The sequence below is a fragment of the Sodalis sp. RH20 genome (assembly GCF_047324205.1).
GTDB lineage: Bacteria > Pseudomonadota > Gammaproteobacteria > Enterobacterales > Enterobacteriaceae > Acerihabitans.
On record NZ_CP178733.1, the window covers coordinates 1,022,896 to 1,038,992 of the forward strand.

Consider the following 16,097-nt stretch of genomic DNA (forward strand, 5'->3'; position numbering starts at 1 on the left):
GCTTGCCGCCCGGCGCATCAGGATCTCGCGCCGGCGGTTTGCGCCACCAGTACCTGGATGCCCAAGGCCTCGAATGCGGCTTTTGCGTCGGAGGTAATGCCGCTGTCGGTAATCAGATAATGAATCTTGCGCCATTCACAGGGCAGGGCGAACATCGAGACCTTATCGATCTTGGTGGAGTCCGCCACCACAAATACCGTATTGGCCGAATTGATCATCGCCGTTTTCACCTTGATGTCCGTTTCGCTGGGATAGCTCAGCCCGGCGCGCGGTGAAATACAGGCGGTGGCCAGGAACAGTTTTTCCGCCAGCATATTTTCGAAAAAGCTGGCGGCTTTCTCGCCGGAGGTCGACAGGGTGGGAAATTTAAAGGTACCGCCGGTCAACAGGATATTCACCCCCGGCTCGCCGCCTAATTGCAGGGCGATATTGACGGCGGTGGTGATGACCGACAGCTTTTTGATATGGTTCAGATGATTGGCGATAGCCGTGGTGGTGGTGCCCGCATCCAGGATAATGGTGTCGCCCGGCTCGATAAAACTGGCCGCCAATTGCCCGATGGCGTCTTTTTCGCCAAGCTGGGTCTGGCGCGCCAGCAGCAGCGCGTGGGTATTCTGCTTGCCGTCCAGCAGCGTCGCGCCGCCGTGGTAGCGTTGGATATAGCCTTGCTGCTGCAGCACGCGTAAGTCTGAACGGATCGTCGCTTCGGTCAGGTCAAAGGTATCGGTAAGCATTTTCACCGACACGGTGCCGTCTTCTTTTATCATTTCCAGTATTTTGCTGCGGCGATGCTGCATATCAGCCCACTGCTCATTTTTGCTTTTCAATCATGATACTCCTATCGGTATTCCATCCCCCGAGGCTTACCGGCAAATAGTAACGTCGCGCGCAGGCGAAAGCGAGTTGCGTCGGTTGTCTTTTTTTTGATTTTCATTCGAAAATGAACAGGAAAAAGATAGCTAAAAAATCCTACATTTCAGCAGGTTAATCAGGGTCAATTTTGCCATCAAATTTATAACACGCTGAAAAACAAGCTTATGTCATCATATTCAGTTTTTGTTTGAAACCTGATCCTGGCCTCATAAATGATCAAAATGACAATATATAGTTTTATTCGAAAATGAATTAAAACACCCCCGCGCGCGAAAATCGCCATCATTTACCGGCTGTGACGACGGCCTTTCACCCATGGAGACCCGTGATGAACAATAATCAGTATGACGTCAATCTGCGCTATGGCGTGGACCCTACGCAATCGCTGGCCGGCAAGGTGGCGGTGGTCGCCGGCGGCCTGGGCGGCATCGCCATGGCCGCCAATCGCATGATGCTGGCGAAAGGCGCGACGCTGGCGCTGCTTTATCCGGCTTTCGACAGCGCGGGCAAAGCCGCGGCGGCGGCGGAATTGGGCGAGGACCGGGTCAGCTATATCGAATGCGATGTCGGCGACCCGGCGCAGGTCGCGCAGGCGTTTAACCAGGTGGAGCAGCGCCGGGGCCAGATCGATATACTGGTGAACTGCGCCGGTTACGTACAGCTGGAGCCGGCAATCGACACCGCCTTCGACCAATGGCAACAACATCTGGCGGTAAACCTGACCGGTCCGTTTTTGTGCGCGCAGGCCGCCGCCCGCAGCATGATAGCCCGCGGCCGCGGCGGGAAGATCATCAATATCGCCTCCCAGGCCGCCTCCATCGCCATCGATAATCATTGCGCCTATACCTCGGCCAAAGCCGGCCTGCTGGGCATGACCAAGGTGATGGCGAAAGAGTGGGCGCCGCACCGCATTAACGTCAATACCCTGTCGCCCACCGTCGTATTGACGCCCATGGGCGAGAAAGCCTGGCGCGGAGAGAAAGGGGAGCAGATGAAAAAATTAATTCCGCTGGGACGCTTTGCCTATACCGACGAAATCGCCGCCGCCATCGTGTTTTTCGCCAGCAACGGCAGCGACATGATTACCGGCGCGGATCTGATGATTGACGGCGGGTTTACCATTTGGTAAACGGCGCGCCGGAGGACGAATTCAGGCAAACCACGTTGTGCACCCGTTGTACCCACGGTAAAAAAAACAATGACCACGAGAGACCTTATCATGAAAAAATATCTTACCCTGTTCGCCCTCATGGCGGGTTGTTATCTGCCGCACGCCTTCGCCGCCGAGAAAGGCACCATCGCCATCTTGGTCAACTCCCTTGATAACCCCTATTACTCCGCCGAGGCCAAAGGCGCCGAAGCCAAAGCGCAGGCGATGGGCTACAAAACCCTGGTGCTGTCCCACGGCGAGGATGTGAAACGCCAGGGGGAGCTGATAAGCCTGGTTATCGGGCGTAAAGTGCAGGGCATCATTCTGGATAACGCCGACTCGCAGGCAAGCGTAGCGGCGGTAAAACAGGCTAAGGACGCCGGCGTGCCGGTGGTGCTTATCAACCGGGAAATCCCGGTGGATGGCGTGGCGCTGGCGCAGATCACCCACAATAACTTCCAGGCCGGCTCCGATGTGGCCAATGAATTCGTCGAAAAAATGGGAGAAAAAGGCAGCTATGCCGAATTGACCTGCAACCTGGCCGACAACAATTGCGTGACGCGTTCAAAATCTTTTCACAATGTCATCGACCAGTATCCGGAGATGAAAATGATTGCCCGCCAGGACGCCAAAGGCAACCTGCTTGAAGGGAAACGTATCATGGACAGTATCTTACAGGCCCACCCCGATATCAAAGGCGTGATATCCGGCAACGGTCCGGTGGCGCTGGGGGCGATAGCGGCGCTCAAAGCCGCGGGCCGTAAAGATGTCACCGTGGTCGGCATTGACGGCAGCAACGATGAACGCGACGCCATCAAGGCCGGTGATCTTTATGCCAGCGTCATGCTCCAGGCACAGGCCATCGCCTCCCAGGGCGTGGAAATCCTTGACCAGTATCTGCAAAAAGGCAGCTATAGCGGTAAGGAACGCATCATGTTCCGCGGCATTCTGATTAAACAGAACAACGCCGATAAAGTGAACGGTTTTAATTATCAGCAATAACGACGGCGATCGTCACCGATGTGTATCGCGCCCCGTGGCTGCGCGGGGCGCGTAAGGAGATAAAACGGATGTCAACGCGCATGCTATGGGCGGTGCTGGTTGCCGTGGCGTTATCCGGCTGCCGCATCGTGTCGGAGCGGCAGCTGGCGGAGCTGAAAAACCCGCCGAACGCCAATGTAGCCAAGGCGGCACAGTTATTCGACCAGAAAATCGCGCCCCAGGTGATCGCCTCCGCCAGGCCGTTGGGCAGCCTGCTGACGCAAATCGGCCATGCCAAGGATTTTGACGCCGCCTGCCAGCAGTTCGGCTACCGCAGCCAGGAAGAAAATCCCTGCGTGTTTGCCGTCTCGGTGACCGGCGCCATCAGCGAGGTGAATACCACCTCCCGCAACGGTCAGATAGTGATAAAGAGCGACGACGCGGCCGGGGAAGTCAACGTGCAGATTGGCCCGACCTTTCGCGGCACCGATTTGCGCGACAGCTATCGCGGGCTGAGTTATGCCGACTTTAACGATCAGAATCTGTTTGGTGATTTCAGCAAGGCCATTAACCAGCAGGCCATCAACACCGTGGCGAAACAGACCTTTGCCGTCGGCGGCAAAGTAACGGTGTACGGGGTGTTCAGCGCCTTTGATACGCCGCAACCGCCGCTGCTCATCACGCCGGTTAAGATTACGCAATAAGGAGAGCGCCATGGCAAACCCACGCACCGCCGCCGCCGCCGAACCCCGGTCCCATTATGTCAACGATCGGGTTACGCCGCGCGCCTCCCTGCGCCAGGGCGCGCCGGTCATTATCGAGACCCGCGGCGTATCGCGGCTCTATCCGGGCGTGGTGGCGCTCGATAATGTTGATTATCGGGTCTACCGCAACCAGGTTAACGTGCTGATCGGTGAAAACGGCGCCGGTAAATCCACCATGATGAAAATGCTGGCCGGCGTCGAAACCCCCACCAGCGGTCAAATCCTGCTCGACGGCCAGCCGGTGGCGCTCGGCTCCACCCATCAGGCGGAAAAACTGGGTATCAGCATTATTTTCCAGGAATTGAATCTGTTTCCCAACATGACGGTCATGGACAATATTTTTATCGGCAACGAGTTTTTCCAGCGCGGCCGCATCAATGTGGCTTACCAGTATCAACTGGCGAAGGCGCTGCTCGAACGCCTGGAACTGGATGTCGATCCGCTCACGCCGCTGGAGGAGCTGGCGATCGGCCACCAGCAGTTGGTGGAGATCGCCCGCGCGCTGTCAAAAGACACGCGGGTGCTTATCATGGACGAACCGACGTCGGCGCTGAGCCAGTCCGAGGTCAAGGTGCTGTTCAATGTTATCGAACAGCTTAAGCGCCGCGGCGTCACCATTATCTATATCTCCCATCGGCTGGAGGAACTGATGGCCATCGGCGATCGCATTACGGTCTTGCGCGACGGCAAATTCGTCGCCGAGCGCGCAATCGCCCAGGCGAGCATCCCCTGGATCATCGCCAGCATGGTGGGGGAAAAAGCCAAGCATTTTGATTACAGCCCGGCGGTGAAAGGGGAGGAGGTCCTGGCGGCCCGCGGCCTGACGCTGCTGCATCAAAATGGCGGCTACGCCCTTAACGGCGTCGGTTTGACCCTGCACCGGGGGGAAGTGGTGGGCGTGTATGGGCTGCTGGGCGCCGGGCGCACTGAGCTGTTCAAGACGCTGCTCGGCGTGTTTAAACCCGATGCCGGCGAGATAACCCTCGGCGGCCGGCGCATCGAACACCTTTCGTTCCGCCGGCGCCTGGCGCTGGGCATGGCGCTGGTGCCCGAGGACCGGCAGGCGGAAGGATTGGTGCAGTTGCTGTCGATCAAAGCCAATATGACCCTCTCCAGTTTGCGCAGCAAACGCTTTTGGCAAACGCTGCTGCCGATCCGCAATGACAAGGAGTCCGGTGCGGTGCGGCGGATGATCGATACGCTGGCCATCAAAGTCAGCGATGTCGATCTGTCGGTCACCTCCCTGAGCGGGGGCAACCAGCAAAAGGTGGTGCTGGGCAAAGCCTTGCTGACCCAGCCGCAGGTGGTATTCCTCGACGAACCCACCCGCGGCATCGACGTGGGGGCGAAAACCGATGTGTATCATTTGATCGGCGCCATGGCGCAGCAGGGACTGGCCGTGATGTTCTCCTCGTCCGAACTGGACGAAGTGATGCAACTGGCGGACCGGGTCATTGTCATGGCCGACGGTAAAATCACCGCCGACCTGCCACGCGCCGGGGTAAACCGGGAAACGCTTATCCGCGCTTCGACGCCTCATGATTAAGGACAGGTTATGCAAAGCCGAAAATATCTCGTTTATATGTATTTGCTCAAGGCGCGCACCTTTATCGCCCTGCTAATCGTCATCGGCTTTTTCAGCGCCATGGTGCCGAACTTTATCACCACGTCGAACCTGCTGATTATGACGCAGCATGTCGCCATCACCGGCCTGCTGGCGGTGGGCATGACGCTTGTGATCCTCACCGGCGGCATCGATCTGTCGGTCGGCGCGGTGGCCGGGATGTGCGGCATGATCGGCGGCGCGCTGCTCACCCTCGGCATCCCGCTATGGGGCGACAACCTATTGTTTTTAAACGTGGTGGAGACAATTATCGTGGTGGCGCTCGCCGGTACGGTCATCGGCGCGATCAACGGCGTGGTGATCACCCGGCTGGGGGTGGCGCCCTTTATCTGCACCCTGGGCATGATGTATGTGGCGCGCGGCGCGGCGCTGCTCACCACCGACGGCAAAACCTTTCCCAATCTCTCGGGCCTGGCGGCCCTGGGCAATACCGGCTTCGCCACGCTGGGTTCCGGCACCCTGCTGGGTGTGTATAACCCGATCTGGCTGATGGCCGCCATCGTATTGCTGGGCATGTACCTGACTAAAAAAACGCCGCTGGGACGTTATATCTACGCCATCGGCGGCAACGAGCCGGCGGCGCGCCTGGCCGGCGTGCCCATCGTGAAAGTGAAGATTTTCGTCTATGCCTTCTCCGGCCTGTGCGCCGCGCTGGTCGGACTGGTGGTGGCCTCGCAATTGCAAACCGCCCATCCGATGACCGGCAACATGTTCGAGATGGACGCCATCGGCGCCACGGTGCTCGGCGGCACGGCGCTATCCGGCGGACGCGGGCGGGTGTTCGGTTCCATTATCGGCGCTTTTGTCATCGTGTTTCTTGCCGACGGCCTGGTGATGATGGGCGTCAGCGAATTCTGGCAAATGGTGATCAAGGGCCTGGTGATCGTCACCGCCGTGGTAATCGATCAGTTCCAGCAGCGGCTGCAAAGCAAGGTCACGCTGATGCGCCGCCACGAAAAAAAGCAGCAGGCGGCGCAGCAGGCGATGTCTGAGGCGAGCCATGGCTAAGCGCCGCGCCGGCTGAACGCGCGGATCCATTCCGGCGCGCGGCGGATGTCGTCGCCAACAACGTGGAGATAACATGATGAAACGAGATTTCAGTGGTAAAACCGTGGTGATTACCGGCGCCTGTCGCGGCATCGGCGCCGGCATCGCCGAACGTTTCGCCCGCGACGGCGCCAATCTGGTGATGGTCTCGGACGCCGAACGGATATTCGCCACCGCCGATCGGCTGCGGCAACAGTACGGCGCGGACATTTTACCGTTGCGGGTCGACGTGACCGACGAGGCGCAGGTGCGGGATCTGTACCGGCAGGCGCTGGAGAAATTCGGCGCGGTGGAGGTGTCCATCCAGAACGCGGGCGTCATCACCATCGATTATTTTGATTCGATGCCGAAAAGCGATTTTGAGCGCATTTTGGCGGTAAATACCACCGGCGTATGGTTATGCTGCCGCGAGGCGGCGAAAATCATGGTGAAACAGCGGTACGGCAGCCTGATCAATACCTCCTCCGGCCAGGGACGGCAGGGGTTTATCTACACGCCGCACTATGCCGCCAGCAAAATGGGGGTCATCGGCATCACCCAAAGCCTGGCCCATGAACTGGCGCCGCATAATATTACGGTCAATGCGTTTTGCCCCGGCATTATTGAAAGCGAGATGTGGGAGTATAACGACCGGGTCTGGGGCGAAATCCTCAGTACCGACCAAAAGCGCTACGGTAAAGGCGAACTGATGGCGGAGTGGGTACGCGGCATTCCATTGAAACGGGCCGGGCAGCCGGCGGACGTCGCCGGATTGGTGGCGTTTTTAGCCTCCGACGACGCCCGCTACCTGACCGGGCAAACCATTAATATCGACGGCGGCCTGATCATGTCCTGACCGCGGCGGCGGCAGGGACAAAAATGTTCATGAGGTGAATTGATTGCATCACCAGACGGCGGCATGATGCTAAAGCCCGGCACCGGTGTTAACCGGGCGGTCTTTCAGCACAGGTGTCCATGCGCATGGCGAAAATCAACACAGCAATGATTGAACAGATACTGGCCCTGGTCGGCGGCCGGAATAATATCGCGGTTTGCGGCCACTGCATGACGCGGCTGCGGCTCACGTTGAAAGACAGCGCGCGCGTCGATGGCGCGGCGCTGAAAAAAATCGCCGGCGTGCTGGGGGTGATCGAGGGGGATGATCAGTTACAGATCGTGCTCGGCCCCGGCAAGGCGCAAACCGCGGCGGATATCATGAATGCTGCGCTAAGCCGCGTGGAGCCGCAGGCCGACGAGGGCGCAGGCGATCTCATCACTATCGCCGCGCAGAATAAAAGGCAGCTCAAATCGCGCCAGAGCGGCGCCCTGCATCACTTTTTCACCCGCTTCGCCACCATCTTCACGCCGCTTATACCCGGCTTTATCGCCGCCGGATTACTGCTGGGGATCGCCACCCTGCTGGAGCAAAGCCTGATTATCGGGGTTGCGTCGCCCAATGCCTGGCTTATCGGCATCATCGGTTATATGAAAGTATTCAGTAAAGGCCTGTTCGCTTTTTTGAGCATCCTGATAGGCCATAACGCCCAAAAGGCGTTTGGCGGCACGGGAGTGAACGGCGCCATTATCGCCTCGCTGTTTGTCCTGGGCTACGTCCCGGACGCCAGGGTCGGGTATTATTCCGGTATCGACAGCTTCTTTGGCCTGCCCATCGATCCCAGGGGCAGCATTATCGGCGTGCTGATCGCCACCATCATGGGCGCCTGGGTCGAGCGCAGGGTGCGCAGGGTGATGCCCGATAATCTGGATATGATTCTGACCCCCGTCATCACCCTGCTGATCATGGGGGCGGTGACCTTTGTGGTGATCATGCCGGCCGGCGGGGCGCTGTATAAGGGCATGTCATGGCTGTTTCTGCACCTGAACGGCAACCCGTTCGGCAGCGCCGTCCTGGCGGGCCTGTTTCTGCTTGCAGTGATGTTCGGCATTCACCAGGGTTTTGTCCCGGTTTATTTCGCCCTGATGGATGCCCAGGGGTTTAATTCGCTGTTTCCAATCCTGGCCATGGCCGGCGGGGGACAGGTGGGGGCGGCAATGGCGCTGTACGTCAGGGCGAAAACGGGTTCGCTGCTGCGCGCCCAGATCAAGGGCGCCATTATCCCGGGCATCCTCGGCGTTGGCGAGCCCCTGATCTACGGCGTCACGCTGCCCAGGGTAAAACCTTTTGTCACCGCCTGTCTCGGCGGCGCCGTCGGCGGGTTCTTCCTGGGCGCCGTCGCCTATCTGGGATTACCGGTCGGCCTCAATACCGTTTTTGGTCCTTCCGGTATCCTGACCATCCCGCTGATGACGTCCGCGCAGGGCATCTATGCCGGGATGATGGTCTATAGCGCCGGGCTGCTGGTGTCCTATGCCGCCGGCTTTATCATCACCTGGCTCTGCGGCAGCAAAAACGTTGATTTGAGTTAATTCCCCCGCCGCGGCGTCCCGCCGATGTGCGCTTTGTGACGAAACATTTGTCGGCAGGTGGGGGGAATGCGCGCATAACGCCCAGCATCGATAAATAATGTGGCATAATGGCGTCAATCTGGGCATAAAGAGATAATGGATAATGCTACTAATCAGTGCGGCAAAAGGTATCGGGCTGCGCAAGAATATTGCGCCGGTCATTCCCTCAAGCGCTGAAATAGGGTACAAGGCTGCATGAAAATTCCAAATAGAATCCAACCGCTGGTGGATGACGGTCTGATAGACACTGTGGTCCGTCGCCTGCGCAGCGGCAAAGAGGCCGACGTTTACACCGTGTTATGCGGTGAAGAGATTCGTTGCGCCAAAGTTTACAAAGAAGCCACGCAACGCAGCTTTAAACAGGCCGTGCAATATCAGGAAGGGCGCAAAGTCCGTAACAGCCGCAACGCGCGCGCGATGCAAAAAGGCTCGAAGTTCGGACGCAAACAGCAGGAAGACTCCTGGCAGACGGCGGAAGTCAATGCGCTGTTCCGCCTGGCGCAAGCCGGCGTGCGCGTACCTCAGCCCTATATTTGCCTGGACGGCGTACTGCTGATGGAGCTTATCACCGACGCCGAGGGCGTGGTCGCGCCGCGTTTGAGCGACGTGATCCTGACGGAAGAAGAGGCGGTGGCCGATTTCGCCGTCATGATCCGCAATATCGTGCGGATGCTGTGCGCGGGTATCGTCCACGGGGATTTATCCGAATTTAACGTGCTGATGGATGCCGACGGGCCGGTGATTATCGATCTGCCCCAGGCCGTCGATGCCGCGGCGAACAATCTTGCCGCCGCGATGTTCGGGCGCGATGTAAATAATATGACCGAATACTACGGACGGTTCGCGCCGCGGTTGCTGGAAACCCGCTATGCGAAGGAAATCTGGGCATTATATGAAGACGGTAAATTGACCCCGGAAACCCTCCTGACCGGGCAGTTCGCCGAAGATACCCATAAAGCCGACGTCGATTCGTTGCTTGATGAAATCATCGCCGCCGAATATGAATATTATGACCGGCAGCGGGCACAAAAAGAGCGCGATTTGTAGAAACAACGTGAACGGCCGCCAAAATACTCTGCGTAAATCACTTTTTACCCCTGTCTTTAGTTAAAGTATCAGTAACACTGATAGGGATGGGGAGTATCGCTACAAATGGATGTACTCAGATTCTTGCTGCGCCTGCCTTTTATACTGATAAAGGGCCTGTTGCGCGCGCTGACTTTTCTCCTGGGTCTGCTCGGCCGCATCATGAAACCGTTAGTCGGCAATATCCACTGGCGCGCCCCTGCCTGGTGGACGGCGCTGTCCCGTGGACTCAAGCGCGGCGTCGGGCATATGGAACGCGGGGCGGATAGACACCCGCTCGCCGTCAGCCTGTCGATTCTGGTCTTGCTGTGCGCCGCGGGCGCGGCCGTTTACGGCTGGCACTGGTGGCTGAACCGGCCGCAACTCATCGAATCGGCGCCGAGGGTGCCTGAGCAAACCAGCGTCAGCGTCAGCGGCCCGGAAGCGGTGAATTACGCGGCGCAAAAAGCCGCGCCGCAGCAGGCTATCTTCAATTTCAGCAACGCCGCCGCGCCGCTGAGCGATGTCGGCAAGGTCGTCGCAAAAGGCATTGCGCTCAAACCGGCCGTCGCCGGCGAGTGGCGATGGGTGAACGACCATAGGTTAGTCTTCACGCCGAAAAATCCGCTGCCGATGGGCGCCGGATATGAAGTGAATTTCACCCCGGACGTCCTGCTCGCGCCGCAAACCACGCTGGCGACCAGGCGGTACGCCTTCAGCGCGCCGGCGTTCGGCTATCAGCTTGGCGAAGCCGAGTATTTTCAGGACCCGCAGGATGCGCAAAAACGCAGCGCGATTTTTAACGTTCAGTTCAACGCGCCGGTGGATGCCGCCAGTTTCGAAACACGGATTGCCCTGGATCTGCTCGAAGGTAACGCCAAGTCCGGGTCGAAACTGCGTTATTCCGTGGTCTATGACCAGAAAAAGCTCAACGCCTGGGTGCACTCCGAACCGCTGCAACCCCTGGATCACGGCGGTTCGGTGCGTATCGCCATCGGCGCGGGCGTGAAAGCCGCGGTGCCGTCCAATGCCACCGCGCAGCCCGGCGGCGCGACGGTTTCCGTGCCGACGCTCTACAGCCTGGCGGTTAAAGAGGCCAGCGCGCAGGTTGTTGATGCCGATGGCGCCGGCAGCCAGCGCGCGTTGATCTTAGCCTTCAGCGATGCGGTAAAAGATAAAGACCTGCGCCGCGCGGTGAAAGTCTGGCTGCTGCCGCAGCACAATCCAAACGATCGGGATGCCGCCGCCGGCCCGGATGACTACGCCAACTGGGAGGTCGGGAACGTTGAAAATAACGTGCTCGCGCAGTCCTCGCCCGTGGATGTCCAGCTTAATGACGCCGAAAACGAGTTCCAGCCGCAGTTCAGCTTTCGTTTCGATGCCCCGGCGCACCGCGCCATGCTGGTGGAAATCGACAATGTTCTGGTTTCTGCCGGCGGCTATAAAATGCCGGAAAAAGTCTACCGTGTCGTACCGGTGCCGGAGTATCCCAAATCCCTGCAATTTGTGTCGCAAGGCTCGCTGCTGTCGGTGAACGGCGACAGGCAAATCAGCTTAGCTGCGCGTAACGTGCCGGGATTGCGTCTCGATATCAAACGGGTGATTCCAAGCCAGCTGCAGCACATTGTGTCGTTCAAGAGCCGGCAGTATTCATCGGCGGATTTCAACCGCCTGAATGATGAGTATTTTACCGAGCGCTTTACCTATCAGGCGGCGGTGAACAGCGGCCATCCGGGGGAGGTAAATTATCAGGGCGTTGATCTCTCCCGTTATCTTTCCACCGATCCGCGCTCGCATCGCGGCGTCTTCCTGCTGACGCTTACGGAGTGGGATCCCAACAAAAAGCAGGCGACGCCGGCCGCTGACGACGGCAACCCGTACCAAGACGATGACCAGCACGAAGAAGAGGCTGCGGCGGGGGATTCGCGCTTTGTGGTCGTCACCGATCTGGGCATTATCGCCAAGCGCGCGCAGGATAAAACCCGCGACGTATTTGTGCAGTCGATTCATAGCGGTACGCCGGTCGCCAACGCCAAGGTGTCGGTTATCGCCAAAAACGGCGTCACGCTGCTGACCCGGACCACCGGCGCCGACGGCCACGTGCGTTTTCCCGCGCTGGATGTCTACACCAGCGAGCGCGCGCCGGTCATGTTTCTGGTGGAAAAAGAGGGCGATGTGTCCTTCCTGCCGGCCGATAGCAACAATGACCGCGGTCTCGATTTCTCGCGCTTTGACGTCGACGGGGAAGAAACCCCGAACGATCCGCGTACGCTGAACAGCTATCTGTTCTCCGATCGCGGCGTTTATCGCCCGGGGGAGACCTTTCATATCGGCCTGATTACCCGTGCCGCCGACTGGGGCATCGGCTTGGCCGGCGTGCCGGTGCGCGCTGAAATCCACGATCCGCGCGACAAGCTGATGAGCACTATTCCGCTGACGCTGGGCGCCGGCGGTTTCAACGAGCTGAGTTATACCACCGACGATAACTCCCCGACCGGCGAATGGAATGTCTATCTGTATCTGATCGGCAAAGACGACGCGTCGTCGACGCTGCTGGGGCATACCGCGGTAAACGTGAAAGCGTTCGAGCCGGATCAGTTAAAAGTGAAACTGCAGCTGACGCCGGATCGCCGGCAGGGCTGGGTCAAACCCTCGGAACTGCGGGCCAATATCGATGTGCAGAACCTGTTCGGGACCCCGGCGCAGGATCGGCGCGTCACGTCGAAACTGACGCTGCGCCCGATGTATCCGAGCTTTGATCAATACCCGGACTACGCGTTCTACGAAGATCGCCAGAACAGCGATGGGTTTGAGACCGCGCTGGAGGACCGCCAGACCGACGCAAACGGCGCGGCGGCTATTCCGCTGGATCTGACGTCATACGCCGACGCGACCTATCAACTGCAGCTGCTAGCGGAAGCCTTTGTGGCCGGCGGCGGCCGTTCCGTCGCGGCCACGGCGCGCGTTCTGGTGTCGCCGTACGATTACCTGGTCGGGGTGAAGGCGGACGGCGATTTGGGCTACATCAATCGTGACGCCGTCCGTCACCTGAATATCATCGCCGTCGACCCTTCGCTCCGGCGGATCGCGCCGCCGGCGTTGAAAGCCGCGCTGATCGAGCAGAAATACATTTCCGTGCTGACCCGGCAGGATTCCGGCGTCTATAAATATCAATCGAAAATGAAGGAAGTGCGGCTGTCTGAACAGCCGCTGGCGCTGACCGAGCAGGGCGCCGATCTCAAACTTGCCACCGGCCGGCCGGGCGACTTTGTGCTGGTGATTGAAGACGCGCGGGGCAAGGCGCTGAACCGCATCGCCTATAGCGTCGCCGGCAACGCTAACCTTAGCCGCGCCCTGGATCGCAACGCGGAACTGACGCTGAAGCTGAACCAGGCGGAATACGCGGCGGGGGAGGACATCGAGGTGTCGATTAACGCGCCGTACACCGGCAGCGGGCTGATAACCATTGAAAAAGACAAAGTCTACAGCTGGCAGTGGTTCCATACCGATACCACCAGTTCGGTGCAGAAAATCCGCGTTCCGGCGGGCATGGAGGGTAACGGCTACATCAACGTGCAGTTTGTGCGTGATGTGAATTCCAATGAAATCTTTATGAGCCCGCTGAGCTACGGCGTCATGCCGTTTAAAATCAGCACCAAGGCGCGTCAGAACAGCCTCGGTGTCGCGGTGCCGGCAGTGATTAAACCGGGCGAAAACCTGGCGATGACGGTGTCTACCGACGGCCCGCAGCAGGTTGCGCTGTTCGCCGTCGACGAGGGCATTTTGCAGGTGGCGCGTTATCGCCTGAAGGATCCGCTCGAGTATTTCTTCAGCAAACGTGAGCTGGGCGTTAAGAGCGCGCAAATCCTCGACCTGATCCTGCCGGAGTTCAGCAAGCTGATGCAGCTGGCGGCCGCGCCGGGCGGTGACGGCGGCGAAGGACTGGATCTTAACGTCAATCCGTTCAAACGTCAGCGCGACAAGCCGGTGGCGTATTGGTCCGGCATTACCGACGTGAACGGCGAGAAGCGGTTTGATTATCAGGTGCCGGATTACTTCAACGGCAAAATCCGCGTAATGGCGATTTCCGTAACGCCGGACAAAATCGGTAAAGCGCAAACCTCGGCCGTCGTGCGCGACAACGTCATCATGACGCCGAATGTCCCGGCGATGGTGGCCCCGGGCGATGAATTTGATGTCAGCGTCGGCGTCAGCAATAACCTCGAAGGACTGAACGGCAAAACTGTGGCGATTGCGGTGCATCTCACGGTTCCGCCGCAGCTGAGCGTGGTCGGCGGCGCGGATCGCGACCTCCAGCTTGCCGAAAAACACGAAGGCGCCATCAGCTTCCGCCTGCGCGCCAATGCCGTTCCGGGCGATGCGCCGCTGGTGTTTGACGCCCAGGTGCGGGATGACGCCGGTACCGGCAAAGCCAGCCGCCGCACGCTCAGTATCTCGGTGCGTCCGGCCATGCCATTTCGCACCCAGTCCATCATGGGACGCATGAGCGGCCGCAGCCAGGATATCGCCGGTTTGCGCCAAATGTTCGATGCTTACGTGGTGCGTAAAGCGGCGGTCTCCAATTCGCCGCTGGTGCTGGCCAGCGGGTTGTCGCAATATCTGGCGGATTATCCGTATTATTGTTCCGAGCAGATCGTCAGCCGCTCGATTCCGCTGATCCTCGCGGGCGCGCACCCGGAAATCAACGGCAATCAAAGCCAGGCGGAAAACGGTAAGCAGTTGAAAAACATGCTGGCGGTGCTGCGTTCGCGCCAAAACGGCAGCGGCGCGATCGGCATGTGGCGCTCGTCGCCGGAAACCGATCCGTTCGTAACCCCGTATGTGGTGCAAGCCCTGCTGGAAGCGAGAGACGCGGGATATGCCTTGCCGGACGGTATGCTGGACGAGGCGAACGCGGCGCTGCGCGCGCTGGCCGCCAACCAGCATGACGACTTGTATACTCTGCGCCTGCGCGCGTGGGCGTCCTATCTGCTGACCCGGCAGGGGGAAATCACCACCAGTTCGCTGGCGTCGGTACAGGACGCTTTACAGCAGCGGTACCCCGACAGCTGGAAAACCGATCTCGGCGCGCTGTATCTGGCGTCGGCTTATCGCCTGCTGAAAATGGACGATGAAGCCAATGCGCTGTTGCAGCCGACCTGGACGCAACTGGGCAACGCATATGGAAAAGCCTGGTGGACCCAGGCTTATTTCGACCCGTTGGTACAGGACGCGACGCGACTGTATCTCATCACCCGTCACTTCCCGGAAAAAGTGTCCTCGATTCCGCCGCAGGTGCTGGAAAATATGATCAGGGCGCTGAAGGAGGAGCGCTACACCACCTATTCATCGGCGATGAGTATTCTGGCGCTGGAGAGTTACTCCGCGCAGGTGGCGGCACAGGCCACGGCACCGGGCGCGCTGAAAATCACGCAAATCAGCGCGGATAAACAGGTCGGGCCCAAGCTGATTTCCAGCATGCAGGGGTGGCTGGCCAAAGGCGATTTTACCGCCGATGCGCAAGCGATTCGCGTTGAAAATGGTCATGACGCGCCGGCCTGGTATGTGGTGACGCAGGCCGGCTACGATCTGGCCGCGCCGGAAAAAGCCATAGCGCGCGGCCTGGAAATCACCCGCAGTTACACCGATGACCAGGGCAAGCCGGTAACCCGGGTAACGCTGGGACAGACGGTAAGCGTGCATCTGAACATACGCGCCAACGCCAAAGAAGGGCAAAGCAATCTGGCGATTGTCGATTTGCTGCCGGGCGGGTTTGAAGTGGTGCAGCAAACGCCGCCGGAACCGGCGTCCGACCAGGGCGATGGGGACACCGACGAGAACGGCGAGGCCAACGCGCCGCCGTCCTGGCAATCGCCGCTGGCGGCCTCCGGGTCCACCTGGGCGCCGGATTACAGCGATATCCGCGAAGATCGTGTCGTTATTTACGGCAGCGCCGGCCCCGTTGCGCAGGAGTTTGTCTATCAGATCAAAGCCACCAACACCGGCAGCTTTGTCATCCCGCCGGCTTATGGCGAGGCCATGTATGATCGTGACGTCCAGGCGCTGTCCATCGGCGGCCAAAAACTGCTGGTCGGCGCGGCGGCTAAACAATAATATGCCGCGGTCAGCGCCCCGCCATGGAGGGCCG

10 protein-coding genes are annotated in these 16,097 nt (G+C 59.3%); 9 read left to right on the forward strand and 1 reads right to left on the reverse strand.

Features of this window, described 5'->3' with window-relative positions:
* Nucleotides 1–17 precede the first annotated feature (17 nt).
* Nucleotides 18–827, reverse strand: a complete 810-nt coding sequence (locus ACL2XM_RS04740; RefSeq protein WP_410014512.1) for a DeoR/GlpR family DNA-binding transcription regulator — start codon at nucleotides 825–827, stop codon at nucleotides 18–20.
* Between the two features lie 374 nt (nucleotides 828–1,201).
* Between ACL2XM_RS04740 and ACL2XM_RS04745 the strand changes: the two genes are divergently transcribed.
* From ACL2XM_RS04745 to ACL2XM_RS04785, 9 genes are all read left to right on the forward strand, one after another.
* Nucleotides 1,202–2,002, forward strand: a complete 801-nt coding sequence (locus ACL2XM_RS04745; protein ID WP_413732507.1) for a GolD/DthD family dehydrogenase — start codon at nucleotides 1,202–1,204, stop codon at nucleotides 2,000–2,002.
* Nucleotides 2,003–2,092: 90 nt separating this feature from the next.
* Nucleotides 2,093–3,025: a D-ribose ABC transporter substrate-binding protein gene (locus ACL2XM_RS04750; RefSeq protein ID WP_410016783.1), complete on the forward strand. Its 933-nt coding sequence runs from the start codon at nucleotides 2,093–2,095 to the stop codon at nucleotides 3,023–3,025.
* A gap of 68 nt (nucleotides 3,026–3,093) precedes the next feature.
* Entirely contained in the window at nucleotides 3,094–3,708 is a 615-nt protein-coding gene (locus ACL2XM_RS04755) for a DUF2291 family protein (protein WP_413723160.1), read from the forward strand.
* Between the two features lie 10 nt (nucleotides 3,709–3,718).
* On the forward strand, nucleotides 3,719–5,314 hold the full coding sequence (locus tag ACL2XM_RS04760; protein ID WP_413732509.1) for a sugar ABC transporter ATP-binding protein: 1,596 nt from the start codon (nucleotides 3,719–3,721) through the stop codon (nucleotides 5,312–5,314).
* 9 nt (nucleotides 5,315–5,323) lie between these two features.
* Nucleotides 5,324–6,400 carry an ABC transporter permease gene (locus ACL2XM_RS04765; protein ID WP_413723159.1) on the forward strand — a complete coding sequence of 359 codons (1,077 nt, stop codon included), beginning with the start codon at nucleotides 5,324–5,326 and terminating at the stop codon, nucleotides 6,398–6,400.
* A gap of 76 nt (nucleotides 6,401–6,476) precedes the next feature.
* Nucleotides 6,477–7,274: an SDR family oxidoreductase gene (locus ACL2XM_RS04770; protein ID WP_413723464.1), complete on the forward strand. Its 798-nt coding sequence runs from the start codon at nucleotides 6,477–6,479 to the stop codon at nucleotides 7,272–7,274.
* Nucleotides 7,275–7,399: 125 nt separating this feature from the next.
* Nucleotides 7,400–8,845: a PTS N-acetylmuramic acid transporter subunit IIBC gene (murP, locus tag ACL2XM_RS04775; protein WP_413732511.1), complete on the forward strand. Its 1,446-nt coding sequence runs from the start codon at nucleotides 7,400–7,402 to the stop codon at nucleotides 8,843–8,845.
* A gap of 234 nt (nucleotides 8,846–9,079) precedes the next feature.
* The gene (locus ACL2XM_RS04780; RefSeq protein WP_413732513.1) at nucleotides 9,080–9,931 is read left to right on the forward strand and encodes a PA4780 family RIO1-like protein kinase; all 852 of its coding nucleotides are present in this window, start codon (nucleotides 9,080–9,082) and stop codon (nucleotides 9,929–9,931) included.
* Nucleotides 9,932–10,036: 105 nt separating this feature from the next.
* On the forward strand, nucleotides 10,037–16,063 hold the full coding sequence (locus ACL2XM_RS04785) for an alpha-2-macroglobulin family protein (RefSeq protein ID WP_413732514.1): 6,027 nt from the start codon (nucleotides 10,037–10,039) through the stop codon (nucleotides 16,061–16,063).
* The last annotated feature ends 34 nt before the right edge of the window (nucleotides 16,064–16,097 follow it).

Bases quoted from the DNA above. Each gene is read 5' to 3' on its own strand.
- ACL2XM_RS04745 (WP_413732507.1), top strand. From the start codon at position 1,202: ATGAACAATAATCAGTATGACGTCAATCTGCGCTATGGCGTGGACCCT.
- ACL2XM_RS04750 (WP_410016783.1), top strand. From the start codon at position 2,093: ATGAAAAAATATCTTACCCTGTTCGCCCTCATGGCGGGTTGTTATCTG.
- ACL2XM_RS04755 (WP_413723160.1), top strand. From the start codon at position 3,094: ATGTCAACGCGCATGCTATGGGCGGTGCTGGTTGCCGTGGCGTTATCC.
- ACL2XM_RS04760 (WP_413732509.1), top strand. From the start codon at position 3,719: ATGGCAAACCCACGCACCGCCGCCGCCGCCGAACCCCGGTCCCATTAT.
- ACL2XM_RS04765 (WP_413723159.1), top strand. From the start codon at position 5,324: ATGCAAAGCCGAAAATATCTCGTTTATATGTATTTGCTCAAGGCGCGC.
- ACL2XM_RS04770 (WP_413723464.1), top strand. From the start codon at position 6,477: ATGAAACGAGATTTCAGTGGTAAAACCGTGGTGATTACCGGCGCCTGT.
- murP (WP_413732511.1), top strand. From the start codon at position 7,400: ATGGCGAAAATCAACACAGCAATGATTGAACAGATACTGGCCCTGGTC.
- ACL2XM_RS04780 (WP_413732513.1), top strand. From the start codon at position 9,080: ATGAAAATTCCAAATAGAATCCAACCGCTGGTGGATGACGGTCTGATA.
- ACL2XM_RS04785 (WP_413732514.1), top strand. From the start codon at position 10,037: ATGGATGTACTCAGATTCTTGCTGCGCCTGCCTTTTATACTGATAAAG.